The organism is Altererythrobacter sp. B11 (genome assembly GCF_003569745.1).
In the GTDB taxonomy this organism is placed as follows: domain Bacteria; phylum Pseudomonadota; class Alphaproteobacteria; order Sphingomonadales; family Sphingomonadaceae; genus Croceibacterium_C.
Genome location: NZ_AP018498.1, coordinates 2031120 through 2051265, shown reverse-complemented (window position 1 = coordinate 2051265; position 20146 = coordinate 2031120). Strand labels below are relative to the sequence as shown.

At 67.2% G+C, this 20146-nt stretch carries 20 protein-coding genes; 9 read left to right on the top strand and 11 right to left on the bottom strand.

Features of this window, described 5'->3' with window-relative positions:
- Positions 1 to 13: 13 nt before the first annotated feature.
- Together AEB_RS09810 and AEB_RS09805 are read right to left on the bottom strand one after the other, a co-directional pair.
- Complete coding sequence (locus tag AEB_RS09810) at positions 14 to 940, bottom strand: isopenicillin N synthase family dioxygenase (RefSeq protein ID WP_119083029.1); 927 nt, start codon at positions 938 to 940, stop codon at positions 14 to 16.
- Between the two features lie 9 nt (positions 941 to 949).
- Positions 950 to 2269, bottom strand: a complete 1320-nt coding sequence (locus AEB_RS09805) for a NupC/NupG family nucleoside CNT transporter (RefSeq protein WP_119083028.1) — start codon at positions 2267 to 2269, stop codon at positions 950 to 952.
- Positions 2270 to 2389: 120 nt separating this feature from the next.
- Here AEB_RS09805 and AEB_RS09800 point away from each other — a divergent pair, with 120 nt between their 5' ends.
- Positions 2390 to 3073 (top strand): queuosine precursor transporter, encoded by a 684-nt coding sequence (locus tag AEB_RS09800; RefSeq protein ID WP_231958658.1) that lies wholly within the window; start codon positions 2390 to 2392, stop codon positions 3071 to 3073.
- A 187-nt stretch (positions 3074 to 3260) separates the two neighbouring features.
- Complete coding sequence (locus AEB_RS09795) at positions 3261 to 4013, top strand: Crp/Fnr family transcriptional regulator (protein ID WP_231958657.1); 753 nt, start codon at positions 3261 to 3263, stop codon at positions 4011 to 4013.
- Here the strand turns inward: AEB_RS09795 and AEB_RS09790 are convergent.
- From AEB_RS09790 to AEB_RS09750, 9 genes are all read right to left on the bottom strand, one after another.
- Positions 4010 to 4801, bottom strand: coding sequence for an SDR family NAD(P)-dependent oxidoreductase (locus AEB_RS09790; protein ID WP_119083025.1), 792 nt, complete (start codon positions 4799 to 4801; stop codon positions 4010 to 4012). The two genes, AEB_RS09795 and AEB_RS09790, sit on opposite strands and share 4 nt — an antisense overlap.
- Positions 4798 to 6021, bottom strand: a complete 1224-nt coding sequence (locus AEB_RS09785; RefSeq protein ID WP_119083024.1) for a zinc-dependent alcohol dehydrogenase — start codon at positions 6019 to 6021, stop codon at positions 4798 to 4800. Before AEB_RS09785 ends, AEB_RS09790 begins: the two co-directional genes overlap by 4 nt.
- Before the next feature lies 1 nt (position 6022).
- Positions 6023 to 6682, bottom strand: a complete 660-nt coding sequence (locus AEB_RS09780; RefSeq protein ID WP_119083023.1) for an SRPBCC family protein — start codon at positions 6680 to 6682, stop codon at positions 6023 to 6025.
- Between the two features lie 134 nt (positions 6683 to 6816).
- Positions 6817 to 7806 carry a Gfo/Idh/MocA family protein gene (locus AEB_RS09775; RefSeq protein WP_119083022.1) on the bottom strand — a complete coding sequence of 330 codons (990 nt, stop codon included), beginning with the start codon at positions 7804 to 7806 and terminating at the stop codon, positions 6817 to 6819.
- Entirely contained in the window at positions 7803 to 8771 is a 969-nt protein-coding gene (locus AEB_RS09770; protein WP_231958656.1) for an MDR/zinc-dependent alcohol dehydrogenase-like family protein, read from the bottom strand. The genes AEB_RS09775 and AEB_RS09770 overlap by 4 nt, the downstream gene beginning before the upstream one ends.
- A gap of 5 nt (positions 8772 to 8776) precedes the next feature.
- The gene (locus AEB_RS09765) at positions 8777 to 9883 is read right to left on the bottom strand and encodes an inositol-3-phosphate synthase (protein WP_119083021.1); all 1107 of its coding nucleotides are present in this window, start codon (positions 9881 to 9883) and stop codon (positions 8777 to 8779) included.
- A gap of 24 nt (positions 9884 to 9907) precedes the next feature.
- Positions 9908 to 10843: a beta-xylosidase gene (locus tag AEB_RS09760; RefSeq protein WP_119083020.1), complete on the bottom strand. Its 936-nt coding sequence runs from the start codon at positions 10841 to 10843 to the stop codon at positions 9908 to 9910.
- A complete protein-coding gene (locus AEB_RS09755; RefSeq protein WP_119083019.1) occupies positions 10840 to 11664 on the bottom strand; it encodes a TIGR04290 family methyltransferase in 825 nt (274 codons plus the stop codon). Before AEB_RS09755 ends, AEB_RS09760 begins: the two co-directional genes overlap by 4 nt.
- Positions 11661 to 12257: a histidine phosphatase family protein gene (locus AEB_RS09750; protein ID WP_119083018.1), complete on the bottom strand. Its 597-nt coding sequence runs from the start codon at positions 12255 to 12257 to the stop codon at positions 11661 to 11663. The genes AEB_RS09755 and AEB_RS09750 overlap by 4 nt, the downstream gene beginning before the upstream one ends.
- A gap of 231 nt (positions 12258 to 12488) precedes the next feature.
- On the opposite strand from AEB_RS09750, the gene AEB_RS09745 reads away from it, so the two are divergent.
- From AEB_RS09745 to AEB_RS09715, 7 genes are read left to right on the top strand one after another with little or no spacing between them, the layout of a single operon-like run.
- Positions 12489 to 13604 carry an NAD-dependent epimerase/dehydratase family protein gene (locus AEB_RS09745; RefSeq protein WP_119083017.1) on the top strand — a complete coding sequence of 372 codons (1116 nt, stop codon included), beginning with the start codon at positions 12489 to 12491 and terminating at the stop codon, positions 13602 to 13604.
- Positions 13601 to 14671, top strand: a complete 1071-nt coding sequence (locus AEB_RS09740) for an SDR family NAD(P)-dependent oxidoreductase (RefSeq protein WP_119083016.1) — start codon at positions 13601 to 13603, stop codon at positions 14669 to 14671. Before AEB_RS09745 ends, AEB_RS09740 begins: the two co-directional genes overlap by 4 nt.
- A 26-nt stretch (positions 14672 to 14697) precedes the next feature.
- Entirely contained in the window at positions 14698 to 15774 is a 1077-nt protein-coding gene (locus tag AEB_RS09735) for a glycosyltransferase family 4 protein (protein WP_231958655.1), read from the top strand.
- On the top strand, positions 15771 to 16883 hold the full coding sequence (locus tag AEB_RS09730) for a CgeB family protein (RefSeq protein WP_119083014.1): 1113 nt from the start codon (positions 15771 to 15773) through the stop codon (positions 16881 to 16883). Before AEB_RS09735 ends, AEB_RS09730 begins: the two co-directional genes overlap by 4 nt.
- The gene (locus AEB_RS09725; protein ID WP_119083013.1) at positions 16880 to 17971 is read left to right on the top strand and encodes a CgeB family protein; all 1092 of its coding nucleotides are present in this window, start codon (positions 16880 to 16882) and stop codon (positions 17969 to 17971) included. The genes AEB_RS09730 and AEB_RS09725 overlap by 4 nt, the downstream gene beginning before the upstream one ends.
- Complete coding sequence (locus tag AEB_RS09720; protein ID WP_119083012.1) at positions 17968 to 19053, top strand: CgeB family protein; 1086 nt, start codon at positions 17968 to 17970, stop codon at positions 19051 to 19053. The genes AEB_RS09725 and AEB_RS09720 overlap by 4 nt, the downstream gene beginning before the upstream one ends.
- Positions 19050 to 20087, top strand: coding sequence for a UDP-glucuronic acid decarboxylase family protein (locus AEB_RS09715; protein ID WP_119083011.1), 1038 nt, complete (start codon positions 19050 to 19052; stop codon positions 20085 to 20087). The genes AEB_RS09720 and AEB_RS09715 overlap by 4 nt, the downstream gene beginning before the upstream one ends.
- Positions 20088 to 20146: the final 59 nt, after the last annotated feature.

Here is a 20146-nt window from a genome sequence, read left to right as displayed (position 1 = left end):
CGCGGCGCAGCCTTCACGCCAGGTTTATCTCTCTCAGCCGCTGCATGAGATAGTCATGCGCAGAAATCGGCGGCTCGACCTCCGCCTCGCGCCCGGGCTCCACGCAGCCGGCAAGCGCCCGGATTTCGAAATCTGGCCGGAAATGCAGGAAGAACGGCATGGAATAGCGCGCGCGCCGCGCCGCTGCGCCGACCGGGTTCACCACCCGGTGCGTGGTCGAGCGCATCACGCCATTGGTCAGGCGCTGCAGCATGTCCCCGATGTTTACCGCCAGCGCGCCTTCCGGCGGCGCCACGGCGATCCATTCCCCCTCGCGAGAGAGCAGTTGCAGCCCGCTTTCCTCTGCCCCCAGCAGCAGGGTGATGGTGTTGATGTCCTCATGCGCGGCGGCGCGGATTGCCCCGTCCTGCGATTCGGCTACGGGCGGATAATGCAGCAGGCGCAGCACCGAATTGCCGTCTTCCACCGTCGGATCGAAGAAGGCTTCGGGAAGGCCCAGATGCAGGGCAATGGCAGCCAGGATCCGCCGCCCCGTGGTTTCGAAGGCCAGGAACAGCTCCTCAAACGTCTCGCGAAAGCCCTCTACCTCGTCCGGCCAGACATTAGGCGGCATGAACTGTTCCAGCGGGTCGCCCGGCGGCAGGCTGCGGCCCACATGCCAGAACTCCTTCAGGTCGCGCAGCTGGGCATCCTTCGCCTTTTCGGTGCCGAAAGGCGTGTATCCCCGCGCGCCGCCCATCCCGGAGATGTGATAGCTCCGCTTCACCTCCTCCGGCAGGGCGAAGAACGCCTGGCTCTTGCGCCAGGCCCGGTCGATCAATTCGGGCGAGATGGCGTGATCGCGCACGATGGCGAAGCCATATTCGGTGAAGGATCGGCCCAGTTCGCCGGAGAGATCGGCCAGGGGACGGGCGAGCGAAACGGATGCGACTTCGGACATGCGGGCCGCTTACACCGGCAGGAACAGCCCCGCCAGAGCCGCGCTCATCAGATTGGCCAGCGATCCCGCCGCCAGCGCCCGCAGGCCGAGTCGCGCAATCACCGGGCGCTGGCTGGGCGCCAGCCCGCCGGTCACCGCCATCTGGATCGCAATCGAGCTGAAATTGGCGAAGCCGCACAGAGCAAAGGTCACGATGGCGCGCGACCGGTCGCCCAGCATACTCGCATCCATGCTGTCGAGTTCGAGGAAGGCGACGAATTCGTTCAGCACCACCTTGGTGCCGAACAGTCCGCCGGCGCGCCCCGCTTCGTCCCACGGCACGCCGATCAGATACATCACGGGCGAGAATATCCAGCCGAGGATCTGCTGGAACGACAGTTCGCCATAGCCGAACCAGCCCCCCACCGCGCCCAGCAGACCGTTCGCGAGCGCCACCAGCGCCACGAAAGCCAGCACCATCGCGCCCACCGCGGCGGCCAGCTTCACGCCCGTCTGCGCACCCTGCGCGGCCGCCTCGATCAGATTGGCGGGCACCTTCCCATCTTCGAAGGTTTCCGCGATCACCACTTCATGCGGCTTATCCCCTTCGGTCAGCGCGGCGGGGCCTTCCGCGCTGATGCGCGCATGCGGCAGCAGGATCTCGCCCGATTCTTCCACCTTCGCGCCCGGCGCGTCAGGCATGATGATCTTGGCCATCAGAATGCCGCCCGGCGCGGACATGAAGGTGGCGGCGAGCAGATAGGGCAGGTAATCCGGGCCCAGCACCCCGGCATAGGCTGCCAGGATGGTGCCCGCGACGCCCGCCATCCCCACCGCCATGATGGTGAACAGCTGCGATGGCGCCAGCATGGCGAGATAGGGGCGCACCACCAGCGGGCTTTCCGACTGGCCGACGAAGATATTGGCCGCCGCACCCAGCGATTCCACCCGGCTGATGCCGGTGAGCCAGCCGATCGCCCCGCCCACCCAGCGCACCACGCGCTGCATGATCCCGAGATAATAGAGAATCGACACCAGCGCCGCGAAGAAGACGATCACCGGCAGCGCAGAGATCGCGAAGCTGTTCGCCAGCGGATTGCTTTCGGCCGGGCCGAAGAGAAATTCCGTGCCGACATTGGCGTAGGAGAGCAGCGCCGACACCCCTTCCGCCAGCGTGCGGATGGCGATCCGGCCCCACGGCACGCGCAGGACCAGCAGCGCCATCCCCGCTTGCAGCGCAAAGGCCGCCAGCACCACGCGCGGGCGGATGTTCCGGCGGTCGGCCGAAAGCAGGAAGGCGATCGCAAGGATCGCGAGAATGCCGAGCAGGCTGGTGAGCGATTGAGCCATCAAGCGAGGAAAATGGGGAAAGTCCAAAAAGGGCGATGGCGAGGTTATTGAAGCAAAAGCAGAGTGCGCTCAAGCACGCTTCTTCCTACTGTCACTTTGCAGCCCCGCAGGCACCTCCCGATGGATCCTCAGACAATGCCCGGCCATGAACCGCCTCACGCCCTTCCCGGCACCCTTCCGAAAGCCCTGTTTCTGTTCACCGTGTTCTATGGCGGGATGGTGTGCATCGCGGGGGTTCTCGGCGCGAAGCAGGTCGCGCTGGGGTCGCTCGCAGTGGAAGCGGGCATCTTCCCCTTCCTGCTGCTGGTCGCACTCTCCAGCGCGGTTGCGGCGCATTATGGCAAGCCCGTGGCGGATATGCTGGTGCGCTTCGGCTTCGTGCCGCTGGTCACCGCCATCCTGCTGACCTTCTTCGTCATCCGCCTGCCGACCGATCCGGCCATGTATGAACCCGCGAAGGAAGCCTTCCCCATCGTGCTTGGGCAGAGTTGGCGGCTGATGGCGGCGGGCATCGTCGCCTATGGCGTGTCGATGACGCTCAACGTCTATCTGTTCGATCGGCTGGCGGCGATCGGGGGACGGTTCGTGGCCCTGCGCGGCGCGATCGCCTCGCTCATCAGCCAGGTGGTCGATACGCTCGTGTTCATCACCATCTCCTTCTACGGGGTTCGCCCCATAGGCGATCTGATCGCAGGGCAGGCGCTGGCGAAGGTGGTGCTGTCGGTCGTGGTCGTGCCGGTGCTGATCCGCCTGTTGCTGGCAATTGCGCGCAGACTGGACGGGCGGGAAAGCGTTGCCGCTTAGGCCCCTCACCCTTCACTGAGAATTGGCGCTGACCGAGGCGTGCCGCACCGTATTTGAGACGATCCGTTCGGATCGATGGAACCTGCCCTGTGGCGACTCATTGAGGCCCAGTGCGCACAGGCCCGCTGGCCGTGCGAACCATCCTCCCGAAGGGGGCGCCCCGGCTATGAGATCGGCACCAGGCAGCATGATCGCGCCCGTCCAGCGCAGCGTCGCGCAACGGCGCGGCTCGGCCGCACCGCCTACCCAGCAGGAATGCTCTCTGCGGCGGCTGGCGGCGCTTGCCGGTGATGACTGCGAGGCTGTGCAGCGGCTGCGCCCCGCCATCGAGGGTGCGCGCTACCTCCCACCCGGCTACGAATTGCAGGGCGACGGTCAGCGGGTCGGCGCGCCTCTCATCATCGTGAGCGGCTGGGCAGCGCGTGTGAAGCTGCTCCCCAATGGCAAGCGCCAGGTGCTATGCTTCATCCTTCCGGGCGATCTCGTCGGCCTGTGCGACCATCGGGCGCCGGTGGCCACATGCTCGATCGTCTCGCTCAGCGAGATGACAGTGGGTGCGGCACCGCCGGCGGATGACTGCGGTGCTCTGCGCCGGGTCTATGCCTCGGTTCGGGCGCTAGACGAAGCCGTTCTGCTCGCCCAAATCGTTCGCTTGGGCCGCCTTTCGGCGCGGGAGAGATTAAGCGATCTCCTGCTGGAACTGCATGACCGGCTGGAACCCTGCGGCCTTGCCCGCGACGGGCGATTTCCTTTGCCGCTGACGCAGGAAACGATGGCCGATGCGTTGGGCCTGACGACGGTTCACTTCAACCGGATGCTGCAGACTGTGCGCCGGGCAGGTGAACTGGAATGGCGCGGCGGCTCGGCCTACCTGCCGGATCGCGCCGCGTTGGCGCGAAAGCTCGGCAGGCAGGCCGGCAGCCCAGCAGCGATGAACTAGCGGCCCGGCTCCGCCATGCGGCGGTGCATCTGCGCCACCACCTGATCCGGCAGGATGTCGGCAAAGGTGGCCTGCAGCTTGTTCATGAAGCCGCTTACCTCCTGATCCTCGTCCGCCAGCAGCGCGGCATAGCCATCGCGGGCCACCTTGGCGGGATCGGCCTTCTCCTTCTCCCCGACCGGCGTGTTCAGCATATGGGCGCGGCGGAAGAAATTGGTCTCCGTCGGGCCCGGCTCGATCACGCTCACCGTGACGCCGGTGTCCTTCAGCTCGTTGCGCAGGCCGTTGCCGAAGTCGTTGATGAAGGCCTTGGTGGAATTGTACACCAGCTGGAACGTCCCCGGCATATGCCCGGCGATCGAGCCGGTGATGAGGATGCGGCCGCTGTCCCGCGCGCGCATGCCCTGCCCCACGCGCTGGATCAGCCGCACCGTGCCGGTGATGTTGGTGTCGATGATGTGGCGGACTTCGTCCCAGTCCTGATCGAGGAACCCGCCGCCGCCACCGTGGCCCGCATTGGCGATCAGCGCCGCGACGGGGCGCTGGCCGATCTTTGCCATCAGGGCGTCCACACCCTCTTCGGTGGCGAGATCGCATTGCACGCTCTCAACCGCCATGGCGCCGTCGCGGCGCATTTCGGCCTCCGCTGTCGTGAGGTCGGTGTCGGCCGCCAGCAGCAACTCCACCCCATCCTTCGCCGCGCAGCGCGCGAGTTCCAGCCCGATGCCGCTGGAGGCGCCGGTGACGACCACCAGGCCGGTGAGCTTGTCGATCTTTCCGCGTGTCATACCTGCTCCATCGTCCGTGTGGTGGAAGCCCCGGCAGCGCCGGCTTCCATGCCGGGCCGCAGCACCACCTTGGTCCAGCTGTCCTGCTTTTCCTTGAAGTTGCGATAGCCGGTGGCGGCATCCTCCAGCGGCAGATGGTGGCTGATGAGGAAGGTGGTATCGAGCGTGCCATCCTCGATCTTGGCCAGCAGATCGCCGAGATATTTCTGCACATGCGTCTGGCCGGTGCGCAGCTGCACGCCCTTTTCCATCAGCGCGCCGAGGGGGAACTTGTCGGTCATCCCGCCATAGACGCCGGGGATGGACACGCGGCCGCCGAAGCGCACCGCCAGCAGCGCCTGCTTGAGCGCGGAGGCGCGATCTGCGCCCACGCCGACCTTCTGCTTCACGACATCCAGCATGTTGTCGATGGCGAAACCGTGGGCTTCCATGCCGACTGCGTCGATCACCGCATCCACGCCGATCCCGCCGGACATTTCCATCAGCGCCTCGCGCACATTCGTCTCGCGGAAGTTGATGATCTTGGCCCCGAGCTTGCGGGCAAGTTCCAGCCGATGGGGATAATGGTCGATGGCGATGACCTGCGCCGCGCCCATCACGAGGGCGGACTGGATGGCGAACAGGCCCACCGGCCCGCAGCCCCACACCGCCACCGTATCATCCGGGCCGATGTCGGCATTCTCCGCCGCCATCCAGCCCGTGGGCAGAATGTCGGACAGGAACAGCACATTGTCGTCCTCCAGATGGTCGGGAATGATGATCGGCCCCACGTCGGAGAAGGGCACGCGCACATATTCGGCCTGCCCGCCGGAGTAGCCGCCGGTCAGATGCGAATAGCCGAACAACCCGGCCATCGGATGGCCATAGAGCGTGGCGGACATGTCCTGCTTTTCCACCGGATTGGAATTCTCGCAGGCGGAATATTGCTGCACCGCGCAGTGGAAGCAGCCGCCGCAGGCGATTGTGAACGGCACCACCACCCGCTGCCCCTTCTTGAGAGTGCTGGAGGCGCCGGTTTCCACCACCTCACCCATGAATTCGTGCCCGAGCACGTCGCCCGACTGCATGCCGGGGATCACCCCATCATACAGGTGCAGGTCAGACCCGCAGATCGCCGTGGAGGTCACCTTGATGATCGCATCGCGCGGATTGATGATTTCGGGATCGCTCACGCTTTCGACGCGCACGTCCCTGGTTCCATGCCATGTCAGTGCACGCATATCAGGCTTCCTCCATCTTTGCTTTGCGGGTGGCGTCGGCGGTCCGCGCCGAGGTGGCGATCTCCCCCGTTTCAAGGAGCATCTTCAGTCGTTTGAGATCATGCCGCGCCTGGATCTGCGGCTCGCGCTGGAACAGCTTGGCAATGGCGCGCCCGGCCTCGCCGGCCGGCGGCTTATAGGCGATGATCGCAGTCACCTGCGTGCCGCGATCGCCGGGCGCATCGCGGAACTCCACGCGCCCTTCGGTGTCGATCTCGGACTTGTCGGTGGAGCGCCACGCGATCAGCTCGTTCTCCTGCTCGCGCACCACTTCCGTCTCCAGCTCCACCACCCCGCGCGGGGCGCGGATGGTCCAGCGCCAGCGTCCTTCCCCGTCGCCGGGGCGGACGGAGACGACATTCTCCATGAACTGCGGCAGCTTTTCGAATTCGCGCCAGGCGCGGAACACTTCCGCCCGCGGCTTGCGGATGGTGACCGTGCGCCCGCTCACGTCATATTCGCCGAAGCCGCGCCGCGCGGTGCGACCGGGGGCATCGTCGGGCGATCGCCCGCGGCGCATGCCGGATGCCAGCGCGCCGCCCACCACGGCGGCGCCGATCAGTCCCGCGCCGATGGCGATGCCGCCGGCGCGCGAGAGGGTGTTGTTCGCGTCTCTGCTCATGATCTGCCTTTCGATCGGTGTGATCGACCGGGCGGATGGCCCGGGCCTGTGACAGATCAACGCCTCAGCGGCGGAAGTGTCCGGGGGAACGGTCGCACCTCAGGCACGACCCATCCGACGTGGCCTGATGCATGTTAGTCCGGGGCGTAAATGCGGTCGAGCACGGCAGATACCGCGGTCAATTCCTGCGCCTCGCCAGTGAAGCGCGCGCCCGCCGCGAGCTGCCGCGCCCAGCTTTCGGCGGCTCTCCCACCCCATTCGTCGGGCGGGCTGGCCAGCACTTCACTGCCGGTCCCGCGATGCAGGCTGGCTTCGAAATCATAGAAGCTGCCGCCGACATTGCGGATGGAAGCGGCACCGTCGGAGCCGAAGAAATCCGCCTCGATCACTGCATCCCGCCCGGCGTGGAGATGCCATGAACAGGCCAGCCGCACGCTGGCGCCGCCGGCCAGATCGAGCCGCGCGGTGGCGTAATCCTCCACCTGCTCCGCCCCCGGCGCCAGCGGCTGCCCCTTGGCATAGAGCCGCGAAGAGACCTGCTCCACCTCGGGAAAGCCCAGCAGCCACAGCGCCAGATCCACGAGATGGACGCCGAGGTCGATCACGCAGCCGCCACCCGACTGCGCACGGTCATAGAACCACGGCTTGTCCGGCCCATAGGCGTTGTGGAAAGTGAGATCGACGGCGAACACGCGCCCCAGCGCGCCCTCGCGCAGCAGCGGCTCGATTGCCGCAGTGGCGGCGGTGTGGCGATAGGAAAGGTCCACCCCCAGCAGGCGGTCGGCGCGGCGGGCAGCCTCCACCACCGCGCGCGCTTCCGCCTCGTCGCGGCCAAGCGGCTTCTGGCAGAACACCGCCACCCCGCAGTCCAGCGCAGCGATAGCCTGTTCGGCATGGTGTGCGCTGGGCGTGGCGATCACCACCCCGTCCAGCCGCTGGTCCAGCATAGCATCCAGCGTAGCGTAGCGCCCGGCCGCCGGCGCCAGCTCAGCCGCAGCGTCAAGGCACTCCGGCGAAGGGTCGCAGATCGCCGCCGCCTCCACCGTGCCGCCGCGCAGGATCGCTTCCATCCGGTGGCGCCCGATCCAGCCGGTGCCGAGAAACCCGATGCGCGGCTTGCTCATGCCAGTTGCACCAGCGCCTTGACGAAGCCCTGGGGTTTGTCGCGCGTGGCATCCAGCGCCTCCGCCAGCTGATCGAGCCCATAGCGATGCGTGTAGAGCGGCCCGGGGTCCAGCCGGCCGCTCGCCACCGCGTCGGCCGCTTCCTGCATGCCGCGCATCTGCACCTGCAGATCGCGCTCATGCGCATTGATCACGTCGATGCCCTTCCAGTTCCAGGTCTGCATGTCCACCTGGCGCGGCGCATCCTGATGGTATCCCGCGATCACCAGCCGTCCGCCGAAACCCACCAGCTCGGCCGCGAGATCGAGCGGCCATTGCTTGCCCACGCATTCGATCACGCGCGGGCACAGCGCATCCCCGGTGATTGCCCGCACCCGTTCGATGATCTCGCCGTGATCCTCCATCGGGATCGTTTCTTCCGCGCCGTAATCGCGCGCCAGCTGCAGCGATTCCGGCCGGCGCGAAATGGCGATCACACGCGCCCCGGCCTCGCTGGCCAGCCGCGTCAGCACCGCGCCCAGAAAGCCGATGCCGATGATCGCCACCCATTGCCCGGCCCGTATGTCGCTGCGGCGGAAGATGTTGAAGGCGCAGCCCAGCGGCTCGCCCGGGAACGGCTGGCCGTCCAGTTCCGGCGGCAGCTTCAGCACTGAGTCCGCCTTCGCCACATCGGCTTCGGCATAGGAGCGATAGCTGAGCGCCGCCACGCGGTCGCCCGGGGCCACATTCGCCACCCCCGGCCCCACGGCATCGACCACGCCCCAGCCTTCGTGCCCCAGATCGCCCGCGGGCATGGGGAAGCTGATCCAGTCCGGCCCGGCCCAGGGGCCAAGGTTGGACGCGCAGACGCCGCAGCCTTCCAGCCGGATGCGTACTTCGCCTTCGCCGGGTTCGGGCCGCTCCACATCGCGCACAATGGTGCTGCCGGGGCCGGTAACGACCGCCGCCTTCATCTGATCGGTCATGGACTTCAGCTTTCGGTTACGAACTGTTCGAGGGCCGCCCAGGCACCGTCGTCGGTCATCTGCTCGGGCGGGTGCTTGCAGAAGAAGGCGGCCGCCGGATGCAGCGGGCCGGCAAGCCCGCGATCGCTGGCCAGCTTGGCGCAGCGGATCATGTCGATCGCCACCCCGGCGGAATTGGGGCTGTCCTCCACCGACAGCCGCATTTCCAGATTCATCGGCACGCCGCCGAACATGGTGCCTTCCATGCGGAGGAAGCAGACCTTGTTGTCATTCTGCCAGGCGACATAGTCCGACGGGCCGACGTGGATGTTTTCATCCACCAGCCGCGCCGCCGCCACCGACTGCACCGCCTCGGTCTTGGAGGTTTTCTTGGAGGCCAGCCGGCTGCGTTCCAACATGTTCAGGAAATCCGTGTTGCCGCCGGTGTTGAGCTGATAGGTCCGCTCCAGCTTCACGCCGCGCTTGCGGAACAGGTCGGTCAGCACGCGGTGGACGATGGTGGCGCCGATCTGTGCCTTGATATCGTCCCCGATGATCGGCACGCCCGCCTGGCGGAAGCGTTCGGCCCATTGCGGATCGCTGGCGATGAACACGGGGATGTTGTTCACGAAGGCCACCCCCGCCTCCAGCGCGCACTCGGCATAGAAGCGGCTCGCCTCCTCCGATCCCACCGGCAGGTAGTTCATCAGCACATCCGCATCGCTTTCGCGCAGCAGGGCCACGATCTCGTCGCGGTCCGGCTCCGGCTCGTCGGCCACACGGAAGGTCCGCTCGTCCGGGAAGGCGGCCATATGCTCCGCCACGCCGTCCAGCACGCGGCCCATGCGCACCTTCGTGCCGGTGCGCTCCACCTGATCGCAGAACACGGTGGTGCAATTGGGCTTGGCGAAGATCGCCTCCGCCACATCGCGCCCCACCTTGCGGCGATCCACATCCCATGCTGCCACCACGCGAATGTCCTCCGGGCGATAGCCCCCAACTTCGGGGTGCATCAGCCCGGTCATGTCATTCGCGCCGGATCGGTAGTAGGAAAGCCCCTGCACCAGCGAACTGGCGCAATTGCCGACGCCCACCAGCGCCACATTGATCCCGCGTGTGCTGGGTGAAAGCATCTCAGGCTCCTTCCGCTGTTCTCGTCATGCCCGCACCTGCTGCGGTTGCCGCTCCTGCTGCGGCGCGCGCTCCGGGGCGTATCGCTCGACCATCCAGGCGCAGAAATCGGCGAAGGCCTGCGGCTCCTTGGCGCAGCTCGTATGGTGCGCCTCCACCCCGAGATGCTCGGGCGTGAAGCAGAAGGTCACCAGCACTTCGAAATCGGCCAGCGCCTCCATCTGGCGGTCGAACCAGTCCAGCGCGCCGGGGCGGAAGCTGTCCGCCCAGCTGAGGCCGGTGCGCAGCTTCTTCACGCCCAGCCGCTTCATCCATGCCACCGCCTCGTCCAGCCGCGGATCCTCGAAATGGAACCACTGCATCAGCCCCATCTCGCCGGCGACGCGGGCGTAATGCTCCAGCGCCGGCTTCGGGGTGCCGTCCTCGCGGATCAGGCCCATGTAGAAATGGCGGTAATAGCTCGATCCTTCCGCCTCGCGGTGGCGCGTTTCGGCGCCCCAGCTCTGCGGCAGGTCGAACAGGGAATACCAATAGACTTGCGGCACGCGCCCGATCAGCAGCTCCGCCGTGCGGTTGAGGCCGAAGACCTGCACCTCCTCCGCGCCGAAGCTGCCCACACCCACTTCGGTGGCCCAGATCGGCTTGTCGGGCACCACGGCCTCGATCTCGGCGATCCTGTCGGGCCAGGCGTCGATCGGCCACAGGTTCCAGTCGAGCGGGAAGCCGTGCACCGCCACCACATCCACCGCGTCCAGCGCGCCATGCCGACGCATCCGTTCCACCCAATGCGGGTCGATCGGGGACATGCCGCCCAGCACCCGTGTCAGCTGCGGGTTGATGGTGGCGATGGCAGAGCCGGCGCGGATCACCGTGTCGGCATAGATCGACCAGTCGGGGTCGAGCTCGGGATTCCAGTGTGACTTGTTGTTCGGCTCGTTCCAGATCATCGCGGCTTCGATCACGGCTTGCCCCCCTTCGCTGGATAGACGGCCGCCGGCCCGCGCTCGGCATAGGGCACCGGCGCGACGCGGCAGAGATAGACTTCGGGCTCCGGCTGCGCCTCGATGGTGAAGCCGGCGGCGCGCAGCATGGCCTGGCTGCAGGCGGCGTTGGGCGCCCACCAATTGGTCCAGTCATGCGCGAATTCGCGCTCGATGAAATGCATCTTGGGATAGGCCGGATTGTCGAAGTAATCCGGCGGCTGGGTGGTGCCCGGCTTGTGGAAGGGATGATCCTCCGGCACCTGCAGCACGGCGTCCGTCCCCTGCTGCATCGTCTGGAACAGCATCAGGTCGCCCGCCACATGCTCGCGGATCAGGTCCAGCGCCAGCAGCGGATGGCGCAGGTGGTACAGCACCCCCATGAAGATCACGAGGTCGAATCGCTCGCCCAGCGAGGCGACATCATAGACCGACATGTTGCGATATTCGATGTCGTCGAACCCCAGCGTGCGCGATGCGAGCCGGGCCTGCTCGAGATAGCGATCGTCGCTGTCGATGCCCAGAACGCGGTCAGCGCCGCGCTTCTTCATCTCGATGGAATAGAAGCCGGCATTGCAGCCGATGTCGAGAACGGCATGCCCATACAATTGTTCTGGCAGTGCATCGGCGAAGCGGCGGAACTTGAAGGCGGGATAATCGCCCAGGAAATGGTCTGGCGCGGTGTGGATGCCGTCGCCCAGGTCGATATTCTGGAACCAGGGCGCCAGCTCCGCCACCTGCTGCCGCAGGGCCTCGACCGCCTGCCCGCGCACGGAACGGATTTGCGAAGGGCCCGAACTCATGCCGGCAAACCGTTGATATTGAAGACCGTAGTTCCGTGATCACTCACCGCCAGCCGACTGACCGAGGCGGGCGACACATCGAAGCGCAACAGATTGTCGAGCGAGAGGCCCAGGAAGCCGGCGATCACCGCGCGGATGACATCGCAATGGCTCACCATCGCCACCACCCGCCCCGCCATTCCGCGGGCCGCCTGCGCGATGTGCCCCATCGCCCGCTCTTGCACCTCTACCATGTTTTCTCCTTTGGGAACGCGGGTTTGCGCCCGCATCTCGTTCCAGTCCCGCCAGCGCGGATCGTCTTCCAGCTCAGCAAAGGACCGGCCGGTCCAGTCGCCGAAGTCCACCTCGTCCAGCGCCGGCACCTCCTGCACCGTCAGCCCGCGCGGCTCCGCCAGAATCGCGGCCGTCTCCCGTGCTCGGCGGACCGGGCTGCTGTGGATCGCGTCGATCGGCTGCCTGCCCAGATGCGCCGCCAGAGCGCGCGCCTCGGCAGCGCCGGCGGCGGTCAGCGGGCGGTTGCCCCCGCGGCCGGACAACACCTTTCCCACGTCGCCATGGCTGGCGTGCCTTATGAGAAGGATGGTTGCTGTCATGAATCGCGCCCGCAGGATGTAAGTAGATGCTATGTGGCGAATGCGGGAAGGCAGTCATACGTTCCACAGATCGTCAAAAATGTTTCAAAATGCCGGGGAACTTACAAGAAGAAGCCGCATTTCGAAGGCTGATGCACCAGTACAAAGTGTTCAATAACATATGTTATTCTTTGCATTAACAAATGTTAACTGTGCAGTTGTGAACTCTTTGGACCACTTTGGGAGGGCGTATTGGCCGAAACAATTCTTATCACCGGCGGCGCGGGGTTCATCGGGCGCGCGGTGTGCCGCGAACTGCTCGAACGCGGATACAATGTGCGCGTCCTCGATGCGCTGATCCCGCAGGTCCACCCCGGGCAGGCGCGGCCCGCCGACCTCCCCGCCGAAGCAAAGCTGATCCAGGCCGACATCCGCGATGCCGATGCGGTCTGCCGCGCATTGGAAGGGCTGGACGGAGTGATCCACCTCGCCGCGGAAGTGGGCGTGGGCCAGTCCATGTATGAGGTGGAACGCTACACCTCGGTGAACGACGTCGGCACGGCGGTACTGCTCGAACAGCTCATCCACCGACCGGTGCGGCGCGTGGTCACCGCCTCCTCCATGAGCATCTATGGCGAGGGGCTGTATCGCGACGCCTCCGGCAAGCTGGTGGAAGATGCGGTGCGCCGCCCGCTCCGGCAGGGGCAGGCGGAATGGAACCCCCGCGGTGCCGATGGCGAGCCGCTGACGCCCGTCGCCACGCCCGAATGGAAGCGGCCCAGCCTCTCCTCGATCTACGCGCTGAACAAATATGTGCAGGAACAATCCACGCACATCATGGCCGGCGCCTATGGCATCGAGAGCGTCTGCCTGCGGCTGTTCAACGTCTATGGCCCCGGCCAGGCGCTCTCCAACCCCTACACCGGTGTGCTGGCCATCTTCGCCTCGCGCCTGCTGAACGGACAGCCGCCGCTGATCTTCGAAGATGGCGAGCAGCGGCGTGATTTCGTGCAGGTGGAGGATGTGGCCCGCGCCTTCGCCGAAGCGCTCGCGCGGCCGGAAGCGGCCGGCGGAACCTTCAACATCGGCTCCGGCCAGGATCGCTCCGTCAACGAGGTGGCCAGCGCCCTCGCCCGCGCCATGGGCCGCGAAGAGATCGAGCCCGAAGTGGTCCGCAAGGGCCGCGCGGGCGACATCCGCCACTGCTTCTGCGATCCCTCCATGGCGCGTGAGCGGCTGGGCTTCGAAGCACGCAAATCCTTTGAAGAGAGCCTGGGCGAACTGGCCGAGTGGGTTTCGCACCAGACGGCGGAAGACCGTGTCGCGACGGCCCGCAGCGAGTTGGAAATGCGCGGGCTGGTCGCATGAGTCTGGACCGGATGGACACGATCCTCGTCACCGGCGGCGCCGGCTTCATCGGGGCAAATCTCGCTGACCGGCTTGCTGCAAAGGGGCACCGCGTCCGCGTGCTGGACGTGCTTGCCCGGCCCGGCGTGGAGCGTAATCTCGAATGGCTCACCGCGCGCCACGGGGACCGGATCGAACCCCTGATTGCGGACGTGCGCGATGCCGCTGCCGTCACCCGCGCGGTGCGGGATGTGGACGGCGCATTTCACCTCGCTGCGCAGGTGGCGGTGACCTCCAGCATGGCGGACCCGCGCGAGGATCTGGAGATCAATATCGGCGGCACCTTCAATCTGCTGGAGGCGATCCGCACGGAACGCCCGCAGGCGCCGGTGATCTTCGCCTCCACCAACAAGGTCTATGGCGACCTTGCCGCCATCCCGCTCAGCCTCGGGGACAACGGCTATCACCCGGCGGACATGGAGCCCGCTCGCTACGGCGTATCGGAAGCCCAGCCGCTCGAACTTCACACCCCCTATGGCTGCTCCAAGGGGGCGGCGGATCAATATGTGCTCGACTACGCCCGCTGCTATGGCCTGCGCACAGCCGTTCTGCGGATGAGCTGCATCTATGGCCAGCGCCAGATGGGCACCGAGGATCAGGGCTGGGTCGCTCATTTCGCTCTGCGCGCTCTTGCCGGTGAGCCGATCACCCTGTTCGGCGATGGCGAGCAGGTGCGCGACATCTGCGATGTGGATGACACCTGCCAGGCCTATCTGGCGGCGATGGACCGGATCGAGCAGATCTCGGGCCACGCCTTCAACTGGGGCGGCGGACCTGACAACGCGGTAAGCCTGCTGACGGTGATCGATGAGATCGCAGCGATCCTGGGGCATTTCCCGCGCGTGGAGTTTTCCGACTGGCGGCCCGGCGATCAGCGCTGGTTCGTGTCCGATGCACGCGCGGCCGACAAAGCGCTGGGCCTGCGCGCCCGCAAGCCTTGGCACAGCGGCCTGCGCGACCTTGTCGAATGGTTGCGCGCGGAGAACGAGCGGCAGACGGCTGCACCGCCGCAGGTCGCCGTGTCATGAGAGCTGCGCCCCGGCTCCACATATTGATGACCACCGACGCGGTGGGCGGGGTGTGGCAATATTCCACCGACCTGTGCGCGAGCCTTGCCGAACAGGGCCATCGCCTCACACTCGCGGTGCTGGGGCCGGAACCCACCGCCAGCCAGCGCAGCGCTGCCCAGGCGCTACGCGGGGTAGAGCTGATCGAAACGGGCCTACCGCTGGACTGGTTGGCCGAGGGAGCGGAGGAGGTGCAGCGCGCCGCATCCGCCCTCGCCGATCTCGCTGCCGAGCGCGAAGTGGACCTTGTCCACTGCAATTCCCCTGCGCTTGCGGGCGCGGCGGAGTTTCCGGTGCCGCTGGTGGCCGTGGCCCATGGCTGCGTGGCCACCTGGTGGCAGGCGACGCGTGCCGAGCCGCTCGACCCCGCCTTTCGCTGGCATGCCGATCTGGCGCGGCGCGGCCTGCTGCGGGCGGATGCGGTGATCGCCCCGAGCGCGAGCTTCGCCGGGAGTGTGCGCAGCACCTATCGCCTGCCGCGCACCCCCACCGCAATTCACAACGGTCGCCGCGGCGAAGCCTCTGCGCCGGCCGGGCATCACCTGCATGCCGCCGTCACTGTCGGGCGCCTGTGGGACGAGGCGAAGAACACGCCCTTCCTCAATGGCGTGGCCGCCCACCTGCCCCACCCTTTCCTCGCCGCAGGGCCGCTGCGCGGGCCGCATGGCGAGGAGGTTGCGCCAGCACATCTCCGCTGCCTGGGGCAGATGACCTCAGCGGAAGTCTCCGGCCTACTGGCGCTCCAGCCGGTGTTCGTCTCCGCCGCCCGGTTCGAACCTTTCGGCCTCGCCGTTCTGGAGGCAGCCGCCGCCGGCTGTGCTCTGGTACTCTCCGACATTCCGACGTTCCGCGAATTGTGGGACGGCGCCGCCGTGTTCGCCGATCCGCAGGACGAGCAGGCCTTCGCCGCCCGGATCGCGGAGGTGCTGGGCGACGAGGAGCAGCGGCGAAGGCTGGGCACCGCCGCCGCGGCGCGCGCGGCCCGCTACACGCCGGAAGCGACCGCTGCCGGCATCGAAGGCGTCTATTACTCGCTCCTCTCCGCGCGGGAAGCTGCGGCATGAGGATCGTCTATTTCACCCATTCGCTGCGGTCCTGCTGGAACCACGGCAATGCGCATTTCCTGCGCGGCGTGCTCGACGAGCTGGTCGAGCGCGGCCACGAGGTGCGGGCCTATGAGCCGGAAGGCGCCTGGAGCCTTGCCAATCTGCTGGAGGACAGCGGTGAGGCCGGGCTGGCGGCGTGGCGGGAGAAATATCCGCGCCTCTCCTCCACCACCTACGCCCCGGGCGCCGATCCGGCGCCGCTGGTGGCCGGCGCCGACGTGGTGATCATGCACGAATGGAACGACCCCGCGCTCGTCGCGCAGGTGGGCGAGCTGCGCAAGCGCGGCGCGCCGTTCCAGCTGCTGTTCCACGACACCCATCACCGCGCGGTGAGCGCGCCGGAGGAGATGCGCGCCTTCGACCTCTCCGGCTATGACGGCGTGCTGGCCTTCGGCGAAGCCTTGTCCGAGGTCTATCGCGAGTGGGGCTGGAGCGGTCGGGTGTGGACCTGGCACGAAGCCGCCGACACCCGCCGCTTCCATCCGCCGGAGCAGGAGGGCGAGCGCCGCGGCCTTGTGTGGATCGGCAATTGGGGTGACGGCGAACGCAGCGAAGAGCTGGAGGAGTTCCTCTTCCGCCCGGCCCGGGCCGCGGATCTGCCGCTTGATCTCTACGGCGTGCGCTACCCGGCCGAGGCGAAGGAGACGCTGCGCCGCTATGGCGTGGCCTATCGCGGCTGGGCGCCCAATGCCGAGGCGCCGGAGGTCTTCGCCCGCCACCTTGCCACGGTGCATGTGCCCCGGCGCTTCTACGCCACCACCCTGCCCGGCATTCCCACGATCCGCGTGTTCGAGGCGCTGGCCTGCGGCATCCCGCTGGTCAGCGCGCCGTGGAGCGATGCCGAGCACCTGTTCCGCCCGGGGCAGGACTATCTCGTCGCCCGCGACGGTGCGGAGATGGAACGGCACCTGCGCGCGCTGGCGGCGGATGCCGGCCTTCGCGCCGCACTGACGGCCAGCGGGCTGGAAACGATCCGCGCCCGCCACAGCTGCGCGCACCGCGTGGACCAGCTCCTGTCCATCATCGACGACCTCTCCGCCGCAGCCCCCGCAAGGAGAATTGCGTGAAGATTGCCTTCTATGGATCGAGCCTGCTGTCCTCCTACTGGAACGGTGCAGCGACCTATTACCGCGGCATTCTGCATGCCCTTGCCCGGCGCGGGCACGACATCACCTTCTACGAACCCGATGCCTTCGACCGGCAGGCGCATCGCGACATCGACCCGCCTGACTGGGCGCGATCGGTCGTCTATCCCGCCACGCCGGACGCCGTGCGCGAGGTGCTCGCCGAGGCGCGCCACGCCGATGTGGTGGTGAAGGCCAATGGCGTGGGCGTGTTCGACCGCGAATTGCTGGAAGGCGTGCTGCGCGAAGCACGCCCGGACGCCACCACGATCTATTGGGACGTGGACGCCGCCGCCACGCTGGACGAAATCCGCCGCGACCCCGGCCATGTGCTGCGCTCCGCCCTGCCGCAGATCACCGCCGTGTTCACCTATGGCGGCGGGCCGCCGGTGGTGGAGGCCTATCGCAGCATGGGCGCGCGCGAATGCATCCCGATCTACAACGCCCTCGATCCGGCGACGCATTTTCCCGTTTCGCCCGATCCGGTGTTCGCCTGCGCTCTCGGCTTCCTGGCCAATCGCCTGCCGGACCGGGAGGCACGGGTGGAGGAGTTCTTCCTGCGCGCCGCCGCACTCCTGCCGGAACGCAGCTTCGTGCTGGGCGGCAATGGCTGGCATGACAAATCCATGCCGGCAAATGTGCGGGCCATCGGCCATGTCGGCACGGCCTCCCACAACGCCTTCAACTGCACGCCGCGGGCGGTGTTGAATGTGGCGCGCGATTCCATGGCGGACGTGGGCTTTTCCCCCGCCACCCGCGTGTTCGAAGCGGCGGGCGCGGGCGCCTGCCTGATCACCGACGCGTGGGAAGGAATCGAGATGTTCCTTGAGCCGGACGAGGAAGTGCTCGTCGCCCGCGACGGACAGGACGTGGCCGATCACCTCGCCGCGCTGACCCCGGAACGGGCCACCCGGATCGGCGCTGCCGCACGCAAGCGGGTGCTTGCCGGCCACACTTACGAATTGCGCGCGGCCGAAGTGGACGAGGCGCTGGCCCGGCTGAGAGCCCCCGCGCAGGAGGGCGTAGCATGAAGCTCGTCGTCCTCGGCCTCAGCCTCTCGTCCTCCTGGGGCAATGGCCACGCCACCACCTTACGCGCCCTGCTCTCCGCCTTCGCCGCGCGCGGGCACGAGGTGCTGTTTCTGGAGCGGGACCAGCCCTGGTATGCGCAGAACCGCGACCTCGCCGATCCCGATTTTTGCGAGCTGCGCTACTACGCGGATCTCGCCGCGCTGGACGGCTGGCGGCACGAGGTGGCCGTGGCCGACGCAGTGATGGTCGGCTCCTACGTCCCCGATGGCATCGCCGTGGGCGAATGGGTGCAGCGCCACGCCCGCGGCACCACCTGCTTCTATGACATCGACACGCCGGTGACTCTCGCCGCGCTGGAGCGGGGGGAGTGCGACTATGTCTCGCAGGGGCTGATCGCGGGATATGACATCTACTTCTCCTTCACCGGCGGCCCCACGCTTACCCGGCTTGAAGAGCAGTTCGGCTCCCCCTGCGCGCGGCCGCTGTTCTGCAGCGTGGACACGGCACGCTATCGCCCGCTCGACGTGCCCAAGCGCTGGGATCTCTCCTATCTCGGCACCTACAGTCCCGACCGGCAGCCCACCCTCACCCGGCTGCTGATCGAACCGGCCCGCGCCCGCCCGGATCTGCGCTTCATCGTCGCGGGGCCGCAATATCCGGCCGACATCGAATGGCCCGCGAATGTGGCGCGCGTGGACCATCTGGCACCCGCCGGGCACGCCGAATTCTACGCGTCCTCCCGCTTCACGCTTAACGTTACGCGGGCCGACATGATCGCCGCCGGCTGGTCGCCCTCCGTCCGCCTGTTCGAGGCGGGGGCCTGTGCCACGCCGATCATCTCCGACCGCTGGCAGGGCATCGAAAGCGTGTTCGAACCGGGCAGGGAAATCGTCCTGGCGGACAGCACGGAGGATGTGCTGGCCGCACTGGACGCGGACGCCGGCCGAATGGGCGCGGCGGCACGGGAAACGGTTCTCGCGCGGCACAGCGCGGGGAAGCGGGCCGAACAATTGGAGCAGGATCTGGAGCGGGCAGCGCATGCCACCCGTCCCACCATCGAGGAAAGAGTGGTCGCATCATGAAGACACGCAATGGAATGACACTGGTGGCGGGCGGAGCCGGCTTCATCGGTTCGCATCTCTGCCGCGCCTTGCTGGAAGAAGGCGAGCGGGTCGTCTGCCTCGACAATCTCCAGACCTCGCGCGAATCCAACCTCCTCGACCTGGAAGGCTATGACGGCTTCTCCTTCGTGCAGGCCGACATCACCGAACCCCTCCCGCGCGAAATCACGCATGAGGCGGGCAATCTGACCCGGATATACAACCTTGCCTGCGCCGCCTCGCCAGCACTCTATCAGGCCGATCCGGAGCACACGATGCTCACCAGCGTGCTGGGGACGACGCAGTTGCTGCGGCTGGCGGAGCGATCGGGCGCCCGCTTCCTGCTCGCCTCCACCAGCGAGGTCTATGGCGATCCGGAAGTGCACCCGCAGCCGGAACGCTATCGCGGCAGCGTCAGCTGCACCGGCCCCCGCGCCTGCTATGACGAAGGGAAGCGCGCGGCCGAAACGCTGGCCTTCGACTTCGCCCGGTCAGGCCGCGCGGCGGTGCGCGTGGCGCGCATCTTCAACACCTATGGCCCGCATATGCGCATGGATGACGGGCGCGTGGTTTCCAACATGATCTGCCAGGCGCTCTCGGGCGAGCCGCTCACCATCTATGGCGACGGCAGCCAGACGCGCAGCTTCTGCTATGTGTCCGACACGGTGGACGGGCTGCGGCGGCTGATGGAGCATCCCACGCTCGATCCGCAGCCGGTCAACATCGGCAATCCGGAAGAGCTTTCGATCCGTGAGCTGGTGAATGCGCTGGCATCGGTGGCCGGGCAGCCGCTGGAACTGCGCCACAAGGATCTTCCCGTCGACGATCCCCGCCGCCGCCGGCCGGACATCAGCCGCGCGCGCGAAATGCTTGGCTGGCAACCAACCACGCCGCTGCGCGAGGGGCTGGCGAGGACGCTGGCGTGGTTCGCTGGCGAAGTGAAGGGGAACCATCGCGCACCCGCCCAGCAGATGCCGGCGCGGGTGGCGGTCGGCTCGGCGATGGGTGAGCTCTGAACGTCGCCTCCGGCATGGCGCGCCGGGAACCACTCCGTCGCCCAAGCGCAGAGATCGCA

What these genes read in the sequence shown, in the direction of transcription:
- AEB_RS09805 (WP_119083028.1), bottom strand. Translation starts at nt 2,269, where the DNA reads ATGGCTCAATCGCTCACCAGCCTGCTCGGCATTCTCGCGATCCTTGCG.
- AEB_RS09730 (WP_119083014.1), top strand. Translation starts at nt 15,771, where the DNA reads ATGAGGATCGTCTATTTCACCCATTCGCTGCGGTCCTGCTGGAACCAC.
- AEB_RS09715 (WP_119083011.1), top strand. Translation starts at nt 19,050, where the DNA reads ATGAAGACACGCAATGGAATGACACTGGTGGCGGGCGGAGCCGGCTTC.
- AEB_RS09775 (WP_119083022.1), bottom strand. Translation starts at nt 7,806, where the DNA reads ATGAGCAAGCCGCGCATCGGGTTTCTCGGCACCGGCTGGATCGGGCGC.
- AEB_RS09755 (WP_119083019.1), bottom strand. Translation starts at nt 11,664, where the DNA reads ATGAGTTCGGGCCCTTCGCAAATCCGTTCCGTGCGCGGGCAGGCGGTC.
- AEB_RS09770 (WP_231958656.1), bottom strand. Translation starts at nt 8,771, where the DNA reads ATGACCGATCAGATGAAGGCGGCGGTCGTTACCGGCCCCGGCAGCACC.
- AEB_RS09735 (WP_231958655.1), top strand. Translation starts at nt 14,698, where the DNA reads ATGACCACCGACGCGGTGGGCGGGGTGTGGCAATATTCCACCGACCTG.
- AEB_RS09790 (WP_119083025.1), bottom strand. Translation starts at nt 4,801, where the DNA reads ATGACACGCGGAAAGATCGACAAGCTCACCGGCCTGGTGGTCGTCACC.
- AEB_RS09795 (WP_231958657.1), top strand. Translation starts at nt 3,261, where the DNA reads ATGATCGCGCCCGTCCAGCGCAGCGTCGCGCAACGGCGCGGCTCGGCC.
- AEB_RS09720 (WP_119083012.1), top strand. Translation starts at nt 17,968, where the DNA reads ATGAAGCTCGTCGTCCTCGGCCTCAGCCTCTCGTCCTCCTGGGGCAAT.
- AEB_RS09810 (WP_119083029.1), bottom strand. Translation starts at nt 940, where the DNA reads ATGTCCGAAGTCGCATCCGTTTCGCTCGCCCGTCCCCTGGCCGATCTC.
- AEB_RS09750 (WP_119083018.1), bottom strand. Translation starts at nt 12,257, where the DNA reads ATGACAGCAACCATCCTTCTCATAAGGCACGCCAGCCATGGCGACGTG.
- AEB_RS09740 (WP_119083016.1), top strand. Translation starts at nt 13,601, where the DNA reads ATGAGTCTGGACCGGATGGACACGATCCTCGTCACCGGCGGCGCCGGC.
- AEB_RS09765 (WP_119083021.1), bottom strand. Translation starts at nt 9,883, where the DNA reads ATGCTTTCACCCAGCACACGCGGGATCAATGTGGCGCTGGTGGGCGTC.
- AEB_RS09785 (WP_119083024.1), bottom strand. Translation starts at nt 6,021, where the DNA reads ATGCGTGCACTGACATGGCATGGAACCAGGGACGTGCGCGTCGAAAGC.
- AEB_RS09780 (WP_119083023.1), bottom strand. Translation starts at nt 6,682, where the DNA reads ATGAGCAGAGACGCGAACAACACCCTCTCGCGCGCCGGCGGCATCGCC.
- AEB_RS09800 (WP_231958658.1), top strand. Translation starts at nt 2,390, where the DNA reads ATGGATCCTCAGACAATGCCCGGCCATGAACCGCCTCACGCCCTTCCC.